Source organism: Rhodococcus sp. RS1C4, assembly GCF_002258225.1.
Lineage (GTDB): Bacteria > Actinomycetota > Actinomycetes > Mycobacteriales > Mycobacteriaceae > Rhodococcoides > Rhodococcoides fascians_E.
This window is the reverse complement of sequence record NZ_NOXZ01000032.1, coordinates 93,368-102,858: the sequence shown is the minus strand read 5'-3', so window position 1 is coordinate 102,858 and position 9,491 is coordinate 93,368. Positions and strand designations below refer to the sequence as shown.

General features: G+C 64.2%; 9 protein-coding genes. 2 read left to right on the top strand and 7 right to left on the bottom strand.

What is annotated here, in order from left to right; translation table 11 throughout:
* Positions 1-437 precede the first annotated feature (437 nt).
* On the bottom strand, positions 438-1,121 hold the full coding sequence (locus tag CH289_RS17020) for a pyridoxamine 5'-phosphate oxidase family protein (protein ID WP_019667291.1): 684 nt from the start codon (positions 1,119-1,121) through the stop codon (positions 438-440).
* A gap of 88 nt (positions 1,122-1,209) precedes the next feature.
* Here CH289_RS17020 and pdxR point away from each other — a divergent pair, with 88 nt between their 5' ends.
* A complete protein-coding gene (gene pdxR / locus CH289_RS17015) occupies positions 1,210-2,598 on the top strand; it encodes a MocR-like pyridoxine biosynthesis transcription factor PdxR (RefSeq protein WP_249277251.1) in 1,389 nt (462 codons plus the stop codon).
* On the opposite strand, the gene murA is transcribed toward pdxR, so the two are convergent.
* The gene (murA, locus tag CH289_RS17010; RefSeq protein WP_026348160.1) at positions 2,591-3,844 is read right to left on the bottom strand and encodes a UDP-N-acetylglucosamine 1-carboxyvinyltransferase; all 1,254 of its coding nucleotides are present in this window, start codon (positions 3,842-3,844) and stop codon (positions 2,591-2,593) included. The genes pdxR and murA overlap by 8 nt on opposite strands.
* Positions 3,845-3,899: 55 nt before the next feature.
* On the opposite strand from murA, the gene CH289_RS17005 reads away from it, so the two are divergent.
* Complete coding sequence (locus tag CH289_RS17005; protein WP_019667288.1) at positions 3,900-4,484, top strand: cob(I)yrinic acid a,c-diamide adenosyltransferase; 585 nt, start codon at positions 3,900-3,902, stop codon at positions 4,482-4,484.
* A gap of 1 nt (position 4,485) precedes the next feature.
* On the opposite strand, the gene CH289_RS17000 is transcribed toward CH289_RS17005, so the two are convergent.
* From CH289_RS17000 to atpA, 5 genes are read right to left on the bottom strand one after another with little or no spacing between them, the layout of a single operon-like run.
* Positions 4,486-4,923, bottom strand: coding sequence for a DUF2550 domain-containing protein (locus CH289_RS17000; RefSeq protein ID WP_026348159.1), 438 nt, complete (start codon positions 4,921-4,923; stop codon positions 4,486-4,488).
* Positions 4,924-4,955: 32 nt separating this feature from the next.
* A complete protein-coding gene (locus CH289_RS16995) occupies positions 4,956-5,315 on the bottom strand; it encodes a F0F1 ATP synthase subunit epsilon (protein WP_019667286.1) in 360 nt (119 codons plus the stop codon).
* A 30-nt stretch (positions 5,316-5,345) separates the two neighbouring features.
* Positions 5,346-6,794, bottom strand: a complete 1,449-nt coding sequence (gene atpD / locus CH289_RS16990) for a F0F1 ATP synthase subunit beta (RefSeq protein WP_019667285.1) — start codon at positions 6,792-6,794, stop codon at positions 5,346-5,348.
* Positions 6,795-6,797: 3 nt separating this feature from the next.
* A complete protein-coding gene (locus CH289_RS16985; RefSeq protein WP_019667284.1) occupies positions 6,798-7,772 on the bottom strand; it encodes a F0F1 ATP synthase subunit gamma in 975 nt (324 codons plus the stop codon).
* A gap of 55 nt (positions 7,773-7,827) precedes the next feature.
* Complete coding sequence (atpA, locus tag CH289_RS16980; RefSeq protein ID WP_019667283.1) at positions 7,828-9,471, bottom strand: F0F1 ATP synthase subunit alpha; 1,644 nt, start codon at positions 9,469-9,471, stop codon at positions 7,828-7,830.
* Between the last annotated feature and the right edge of the window lie 20 nt (positions 9,472-9,491).

The window sequence follows — 9,491 nt, the reverse complement described above, 5'->3', positions numbered from 1 at the left end:
AAGATGTCACACCCACACCCCAAAAGGCATGAGCACCAAAAACATTCGGCACTGACATTCATCGACACACTGTTGAGTTCTCAAAGAACACGCACACACCGAACAGCCAGGAAACCGTAGCTTCAGGGTGTTTGGGGCAACTTCTCCAGCCTATCCCAGCTTGGTCTCGGATGCAAGCTCCGACTCTTGGTGGGTAGAACTGGAATTTCATGTTCCGTCAGGCTCCGACGTCCAACCTCGTGTCCGGGACCGTGTAGGCCCTGGTCGGTGTCCGTGTCGCTCTGACTCGACAAAAGTTACGCGAGCAGAATCCGTCGCGCAAATCGCCAGGTCGAGGAAATCCTGGACAACATTTCCGCAGGTAGCTCGCTCGTCACGACGAACTCGAAAGCGCCTCGTCGCAAAATTCGTGAATGTGACGCCGGACATAGACGCGTTCAGAATTGTCGAACGAGGGCCAGAACATGCTCGGGCACAGGGATTCTCACGTCCACGTCCGCCGCCCGAGTCGGCTCGGCGAAGTCGTCGCGCACGGGAACGACGCCTGCCCACACTCCACCCGCGTCGACATCTCGCTCGTCGTCCACCGGGTCTCCGGTCCGCGCCTTCACCGATGCCTCGTGGAGCGGGAGGGCGAGCACCACCGTTGCCGCCAACTCTTTCCGCGTGTGCGCACGAAGATGCTCACTGCGCCCGTCCACCACCTGATCGACGATCGCCGCAAGTGCGCGCACGCGTTCCTCGTCGTCGCCAACCAATCGCGGCCGGCCGTACACGACGGCGCTTCGGTAGTTCATGGAGTGATGGAACGCCGACCTCGCCAGAACCAGGCCGTCGAGCACGGTGACGGTCACGCAGATCTCCCCATTCGGCGCATCGACCAAGCTGCGAGCGGCCACCGATCCGTGCACGTACAGAGTGCCGCCGGGATCGGGACCGTCATGATCGACCGCGAACACAGTAGGAAGAACGCGCACGCTCCCGTCGACCACCACGCCGAGGTGGCATATCCGCGCGGTGGCCAGCACGTCCGCCAGGTCCGAGCGATCGGTTCGTGCTCGGACTCTGCCTCGCCTGATGGTGGTGCGTTCGGTCGGCGACAAATCGGCTTCGGTACTCATACTGTCGATCCTCGGTCATGATTGGCCTACTGTCATGATCCAATCAACTCGATTTCCAATAGACCACTTGGAGGCGAGCATGCTGCCGATGTCCCTGATCGTCTCGGTCGACCGGACGGATCCCCGCACGCTGCCGGTGCAGATCGCGGACGGGATACGCGCGGCCATAGACTCCGCTCGTATCGAACCGAACACCCGATTGCCAAGTAGCAGAGCGCTTTCGGTTGAGCTCGAAGTCGCTCGGGGCGTGGTGGAGAGCGCCTACGATCAACTGACCGCGGAGGGGTGGCTACAACCGCGCGCAGGATCGGGAACGTTCGTGCGCCGCCTCAGCGGCGTCACCACACCGACGCGGCCGTCGACCACATCCCGTACCGCCGGAACCACGGAAACCCTAGGCCGTATTCGACTTGCCACCGGAACACCGTGGGTGCCCCCGAGCTCGGCGGCGTGGAAGCGAGCGTGGCGGGACGTCAGCGCAGTCCCGCAACAGCAGGAATACCCGGACCCTCGCGGTGACCACCGACTCCGAGCCGCCCTTGCAGACCTACTGGGCCGCGCGCGTGGGCTTCACACGTCAGCCGAATCCGTAGTGGTCACCACGGGGAGCATGCACGGGATGAGCCTGGCCCTGGCCGCGCTGTCGACCGAAGACGGCACTTCACGTCCGGTCCTGGCACACGAGAACCCGGGCTACCGGGTCGCGACCACAGCCGCACGACGCTGGGGGTGGTCCGTCTTCGACGTTCCCGTCGACCTCGACGGAATTGTCACCGAACGTCTGGACATGACGCCACGGACCGCACGCGCGGTGTACGTCACTCCGTCTCACCAGTACCCCACCGGCGGCCTTCTTACCGTCGGCCGCCGTCGCGCCCTCGCATCGTACGCACGATCACGCGACGCGATGATCATCGAAGACGACTACGATTCCGAATTCCGTTACGACGTAGCACCTTTGCCCACCATCGCGGAGCTGGCGCCCGACCGCACCGTCTATCTCGGAACGGTGGCGAAGACCCTGGGCGGGGGTATCAGACTCGGTTGGCTCGTTGCCCCGCCCGATGTCGTCGAACTCATCGCACACGTTCGCACCGACCTCGGCGACTATCCCTCCACACCGGTCCAACACGCGATGCTCTCGCTGCTACGCGACGGCGAGTGGGACAGAACTGTGCGTGCTGCCCGCCGCGTCTATCGGCAACGCGACAAACTGGTCGCCGCTGCTCTGGCGCCCTTCGGTGAACTTCGTGGTGTCGGCGCTGGAATGCACACCACACTCCTGCTCGACGCCACGGTCGCGGTCGCCGTGGCAGAACGAGCGGCAGCGGCCGGCGTCGATGTCGACACTCTCGCGAGATCCACACGTTCCCCGTCGCCCGTCACCGGACTGATCGTCGGATACGGATCGGTGTCCGACGACGAACTGGGCTACGGACTCGACGTACTGGTCGACGCGCTGACGTCCGTCAGCTGACTCGCTCGATGCTTCCGCCGAGCTCCGTCAGGTTCTCCACGAACCTCGGGTAACCCCGATCGATGTGGTAGACGTCGTGCACCTCGGTGACCCCGTCGGCGCACAGTCCTGCGAGTACCAGTCCTGCACCCGCCCTGATGTCGGACGACCACACAGGTGCACTCGACAACTGGGCTACGCCACGCACTACCGCGTGGTGACCGTCGGTACGGGCGTCGGCGCCGAGTCGGATCATCTCCTCGACGAACCGGAAGCGCGCTTCGAACACGTTCTCGGTGATCATCGACGTTCCGTTGGCCACCGCCGCGAGGCCGATCGCCATCGGCTGCAGATCGGTGGGAAAACCGGGGAACGGCAACGTCGCGAAGTTCACGGCGGTCGGCCGCTCACGCTGGACCACGCGGAACCCGTCGGCCTCGGACGTCACCTCCGAACCCGCAAGCCTCAGCTTGTCCAACACGAGTGACAGATGCTTGGGGTTGACGCCTCGAACTCGCACGTCGCCCCGCGTCATCGCGGCAGCGATTCCCCACGTCGCAGCGACGATACGGTCACCGATCACTTTGTGCGTGGTGGGCTTCAACGACTCGACGCCCCTGATGGTCAACGTGGAGGTGCCGGCGCCGCTGACCTGCGCCCCCATCTCGTTGAGCATGTTGCACACGTCGACGATGTCGGGTTCACGCGCAGCGTTGTCGATGACGGTGTCGCCCTTGGCGAGCACTGCTGCCATCAGGATGTTCTCCGTCGCGCCGACCGACGGGAAAGCAAGACGGATGTTGGCGCCCCGAAGTTCCTCGGCCTCCGCCACGACGCAACCGTGCTGGATCTCGCTGTGCGCACCGAGCAGGCGCAGTCCCGACTGGTGCATGTCCAACGGACGAGACCCGATGGCGTCACCACCGGGAAGCGCCACCACCGCTCGTTTGCACCGGGCGACGAGCGGACCGAGGACACAGACCGATGCTCGGAACTGCGTGACGGCCGGGAAATCTGCATGGTGCTTGGGTTCCGCCGGCGTGGTGATGTGCACGACGTCACCTTCCAGCACGACCTCGCACCCCAATCCGCGGAGGACCTCGGCCATCAACGGCACGTCGAGGATGTCGGGGCAGTTGGTGATGGTGCTCGTGCCCTCGGCGAGCAGCGCTGCCGCCATCAACTTGAGCACGCTGTTCTTCGCGCCGCCGACCGACACCTCACCGACGAGCCGGTTACCACCGGAGACCAAAAAGCGTTCACTCACAGTTCGACAGCGTAGCCAGGGTTCGGTCGCCCCATCCGGGCGGTACCGTAGCGCCATGGCTGTGCACCTGACTCGCATCTACACCCGCACCGGTGACGACGGAACCACCGGTCTCAGCGACTTCTCGCGGGTCGGGAAGAACGATCCGCGGCTCGTTGCCTACGCGGACTGCGACGAGACCAACGCGAGCCTCGGAGTCGTTCTGGCACTGGGCAATCCGTCGGAGAAGGTCGTCTCGGTCATTCGAACGATTCAAAGCGATCTGTTCGACGCCGGAGCCGATCTCTCGACACCCGTCGTCGCAGACCCCGAGTATCCACCCCTACGCATCGATCAGTCCTACGTCGACCGGCTCGAAGGATGGTGCGACGAGTTCAACGAAGGCCTGAAGGCGCTCGACTCGTTCATTCTTCCCGGCGGCACTCCCCTGGCGGCGCTGCTGCACACCTCCCGAACCGTGGCGCGTCGAGCAGAGCGCTCGGCATGGGCCGCGGTGGACGCCAACCCCGAGAACACGAGCGTCCTACCGGCGAAGTACTTGAACAGGCTCTCCGACCTGCTGTTCATCCTGAGCAGGTACGCGAACCCCGAAGGTGACGTGAAATGGGTGCCGGGAGCATCACGCTCCACCGACACGTAGATCAGGCGGCGGGCCGACCCCGCCGAGAACGGCCGGACGGACGCGATTCCAGCCACGACATGAATGCGGTGAGCGCACCGCGGTCGAGAGCGATCTCGTAGCCCAGGCCCTGATCGGTCAGCTCGAGAATCGCGATCTCGTCGGACATGATGTCGAACTCGTCGTTGCGTGGGGTGCGCCGCTCCCCGACCTCGATGCCCTGACGGCTCATCCGGTGGTCCGGGCCGGGCCGCAGGCTCGACAGCTTGAAGAACACCAGGGTGTTGTCTCCGTACCGGATGACCCCGTGCCGCCAACCGCTTCCACCCGCAGCGGGCGTCATGCGCAGAATGGCAGCCGTTCCACCGCGACGAAGAATGGTGAGACGGTACAGAAAAGCCGCGACGAGGCCTGCGAGCAGCACAACCAGAATGATCAGAACGATCACTCCCATGTGCATCACAGAACCTCGTCGCGGCTTTCTCTTGGAACCTAGGCCCGCTCGACGGCGCGAATTCGGCCCTTCGCCACAGCGAGGGCTTCCTTGTCGTCGCCGCCGGCGTCGAGGACCGAACGGGCTGCGTCGACGTCGATGTCCTGAGCGAAGTCCGCGGACTCCGCCAGGACCGTGACGGTCTTACCCGTCACGGACAGGAACCCACCGTGAACCGCAGCAACGATCTTCTCGCCGTCGGTCGTCGTGATGGACACCGTGCCTGCCTCGACGAGCTGGCCGAGCACTGGCTCGTGGCCGGCCATGATGCCGATCTCGCCCTCGGTCGTCTGAGCACTGACCAGAGTTGCGTTGCCGGACCACAACTCGCGCTCGACCGCGACGAGAGCGACCTCCATGCCGGAGCTTTCCGCAGAAGTCACGTCGGGCTACTTTCCGGCGATCTTCTTGGCTGCAGCCTCGACGTCGTCGAGTCCACCGCAGCTGTTGAATGCCTGCTCGGGAAGGTGGTCGTACTCGCCCTTGGTGACCTTGTCGAACGCCTCGATGGTGTCCGAGAGGGACACGACCGAGCCGGCCTCACCGGTGAACTTCTCGGCGACGATGAAGTTCTGTCCGAGGAACTTCTGGAGGCGACGTGCGCGACCGACCAGAACCTTGTCCTCTTCCTGAAGCTCGTCCATACCGAGGATGGCGATGATGTCCTGCAGTTCCTTGTACTTCTGCAGGATCCGCTTGACCTCGTTGGCGACGCGGAAGTGCTCCGCACCGACGATGCCCGGCTCGAGGATTCGCGACGTCGAGCTGAGCGGGTCCACAGCGGGGTAGATACCCATCTGCGAAATCGGACGCGACAGCTCGGTCGTTGCGTCGAGGTGGGCGAACGTCGTCGCAGGCGCCGGGTCGGTGTAGTCGTCGGCGGGAACGTAGATCGCCTGCAGCGAGGTGATCGAGCGTCCACGGGTCGAGGTGATGCGCTCCTGGAGCTCACCCATCTCGTCCGCCAGCGTCGGCTGGTAACCCACGGCAGAAGGCATACGTCCCAGCAGGGTCGACACCTCGGAACCTGCCTGCGTGAAACGGAAGATGTTGTCGATGAACAGCAGCACGTCCTGGCCCTGAACATCGCGGAAGTACTCCGCCATGGTCAGTGCGGACAGGGCGACGCGCATACGCGTGCCCGGCGGCTCGTCCATCTGGCCGAAGACGAGGGCGGTGTCCTGGAGGACGCCCATCTCTTCCATCTCGAGGTGGAGGTCGGTTCCCTCACGGGTGCGCTCACCGACGCCGGCGAACACCGACGTACCGGAGAACTCACGCGCGATACGGGTGATCATCTCCTGGATCAGAACGGTCTTGCCGACACCGGCGCCACCGAACAGACCGATCTTTCCACCCTTCACGTACGGGGTGAGGAGGTCGATGACCTTGATGCCGGTCTCGAGGATCTCCGTCTTGCCCTCGAGCTGATCGAAGGCTGGTGGCTTGCGGTGGATGCCCCACTGCTCGCCGTCGCGTCCGAGGCCCGGGCTGTCGAGGCAGTCACCGAGGGCGTTGAACACGTGGCCCTTGACGACGTCGCCGACGGGCACCGAGATCGGCTTGCCGGAGTCGGACACCGAGGCGCCACGAACCAGACCGTCGGTCGGCTGCATCGAGATGGTGCGGACCAGGTTGTCACCGAGGTGCTGTGCAACCTCGAGTGTCAGGGTCTTCGCCACCGTCGGCAGCGTGATCTCTGCGTGGAGTGCGTTGAACAGGGCGGGGATGGAGCCGCGCGGGAACTCGACGTCCACAACGGGGCCGATGACCCGAACGACACGGCCGGACTGAGTGTCCGCTCCGCTCGCGTTCTCTTGGGCTACTGCTGCGGTCATTGCTTAGTCACTTCCTGCGCTGTCAGCCAACGCGTTTGCGCCACCAACGATTTCGCTGATTTCCTGGGTGATCTGGGCTTGCCGAGCCTGGTTCGCCTGACGGCTCAAGGTCTCGACCAATTCGTTCGCGTTGTCCGTGGCCGCCTTCATGGCAGTACGGCGCGCGGCCGACTCGGATGCAGCCGCATCGAGCAACGAGGAGTAGACCCTCGTGCTGATGTACTTCGGCAGCAGAGCCGACAGGAGAGTTCCGGCTTCGGGCTCGAAATCGTACTGAGCCTGAACCTCGGACGCCGACGGGGAATCGGTCAGAGCATCCGCGCCCAGCTCGATTTCCTCGTCCGTGTACGACACCTCGAGCGGAGCCATACGCCGGACCTCGGGCTTTTGCGTCAGCATCGACACGAACCGCGTGTAGACGATGTGCAGTTCGTCGACGCCCTCGACGGTGCCTTCACCGTTGGGGGCCTCGACCTCGGAGCCCGAACCCGCCATGAACAGCTCGACCAGGTGCTTGCTCGCCTTGGCTGCATCCGCGTAACCGGGCTCCTGCGAGAAGCCGGTCCACGCGCCCTTCACGTCGCGCTGACGGAAGGTGTAGTAGCCGAGGCCCTTTGCGCCGAGCACGTAGATGACCGGATCCTTGCCCTCCTTGCGCAGAAGCTGGAACAGCTCCTCCGCTTCCTTGAGGACGTTGGAGTTGTAGCCACCGCACATGCCGCGGTCACTGGTGACGACCAGAACTGCTGCGCGCTTGGGCTCGTCACGCTCGTTCAGCAGCGGGTGGTCGAGCGAACCCGACGCACTGGCCAGCGCGGAGAGGACCTTGGTGATCTCCTCCGCGTACGGCTTCGACGCTGCCACGCGCGCCTGCGCCTTGGTGATTCGCGACGTCGCGATCAGCTCTTGAGCCTTGGTGATCTTCTTCGTCGAGTTGACCGACTTGATCCGGGAACGTAGCTCGAGAATGCTTGCCATCTAGCTGTTCACGCTCCCTTCTCTGCTCGTAAAGACACTTGGCATCTCGTAAGACCTACTTACTGACTGTCTTGCGAGTGACGTTGACCTGCTCCTGGCTGACCTCGTCGGGGTTCAGCGTGTCCGCCTCAGCCTCGTTGACGACGCGGTTGCCCTCGGAGTCGAGGAACCCTGCCTTGAACTTCTCGGTTGCCTCGAGCAGCGACTTCTGAGCGTCGTCGTCGAGAGCCTTGCCGCCGGCGATGCTGTCGTAGACGCCGCTCGCGTTGCGATGCAGGTCCTCGAGCAGCTCGCTCTCGAAGCGACGGACGTCGCCGACGGGAACGGAGTCGTACGTGCCCTGACCGGCGAGCCAGATCGAGACGATCTGATCCTCGACGGCAACCGGTGCGTACTGGTCCTGCTTGAGGAGCTCGACGAGGCGAGCACCGCGGTCCAGCTGAGCCTTCGATGCAGCATCCAGGTCCGACGCGAACGCCGAGAATGCTTCCAGCTCACGGAACTGAGCGAGCTCGAGACGAAGCGAACCGGAGACCTTCTTCATGCCCTTGGTCTGCGCAGCGCCACCGACTCGGGACACCGAGATACCGACGTTGATCGCGGGACGAACACCCTTGTTGAAGAGGTCCGACTCGAGGAAGACCTGTCCGTCGGTGATCGAGATGACGTTGGTCGGGATGTATGCCGAGACGTCGTTGGCCTTGGTCTCGATGATCGGCAGCGCCGTCAGCGATCCACCGCCGAGCTCGTCGGACAGCTTCGCCGAACGCTCGAGCAGACGAGAGTGCAAGTAGAAGACGTCACCGGGGTATGCCTCGCGGCCCGGCGGGCGACGCAGCAGAAGCGAGATGGCGCGGTACGCCTCGGCCTGCTTGGTCAGGTCGTCGAACACGATGAGGACGTGCTTGCCCTGGTACATCCAGTGCTGGCCGATGGCCGAACCGGTGTACGGAGCGAGCCACTTGAAGCCGGCCGAATCGGATGCGGGAGCCGCGACGATGGTCGTGTACTCGAGTGCACCCTGCTCTTCGAGCGCAGCCTTGACGCCTGCGATCGTGGAGCCCTTCTGACCGATGGCGACGTAGATGCAGCGAACCTGCTTCTTCTCGTCTCCGGACTCCCAGTTGGCCTTCTGGTTGAGGATGGCGTCGATGCAGACGGCGGTCTTGCCCGTCTTGCGGTCACCGATGACGAGCTGGCGCTGTCCGCGACCGATCGGCGTCATGGCGTCGATGGCCTTGATGCCGGTCTGCAGCGGCTCTTCCACCGGCTGGCGCTCGAGCACGGACGCAGCCTGCAGTTCGAGGGCGCGGTTCTCGCTGGACTCGATGTCGCCGAGGCCGTCGATGGGCTGGCCGAGTGGGTTGACGACGCGGCCGAGGTAGCCGTCGCCGACCGGCACGGACAGAACGTCGCCGGTGCGCTTGACTTCCTGGCCTTCTTCGATGTGCTCGTAGTCACCGAGGATGACGGCACCGATTTCGGTGGCATCCAGGTTGAGCGCCACACCGAGAACGCCACCGGGGAATTCCAGCAGCTCGTTGGACATCGCCGACGGCAGTCCGGACACGTGAGCGATACCGTCGCTCGTGTCGGTAACCGTGCCGACCTCCTCGCGAGAGGACTCCGGTGAGTAGCTCGCGGTGAAGTTCTCGATCGCGCTACGGATCTCGTCGGAGGAGATCGTCAGCTCCGCCATATTTTTTCCTGCTCTTCCTT

Excerpts from the sequence above, each read along its gene's own strand:
- CH289_RS17020 (WP_019667291.1), bottom strand. The coding sequence starts at position 1,121 with ATGAGTACCGAAGCCGATTTGTCGCCGACCGAACGCACCACCATCAGG.
- pdxR (WP_249277251.1), top strand. The coding sequence starts at position 1,210 with ATGTCCCTGATCGTCTCGGTCGACCGGACGGATCCCCGCACGCTGCCG.
- CH289_RS17005 (WP_019667288.1), top strand. The coding sequence starts at position 3,900 with ATGGCTGTGCACCTGACTCGCATCTACACCCGCACCGGTGACGACGGA.
- CH289_RS17000 (WP_026348159.1), bottom strand. The coding sequence starts at position 4,923 with ATGCACATGGGAGTGATCGTTCTGATCATTCTGGTTGTGCTGCTCGCA.
- CH289_RS16995 (WP_019667286.1), bottom strand. The coding sequence starts at position 5,315 with ATGGAGGTCGCTCTCGTCGCGGTCGAGCGCGAGTTGTGGTCCGGCAAC.
- atpD (WP_019667285.1), bottom strand. The coding sequence starts at position 6,794 with ATGACCGCAGCAGTAGCCCAAGAGAACGCGAGCGGAGCGGACACTCAG.
- CH289_RS16985 (WP_019667284.1), bottom strand. The coding sequence starts at position 7,772 with ATGGCAAGCATTCTCGAGCTACGTTCCCGGATCAAGTCGGTCAACTCG.
- atpA (WP_019667283.1), bottom strand. The coding sequence starts at position 9,471 with ATGGCGGAGCTGACGATCTCCTCCGACGAGATCCGTAGCGCGATCGAG.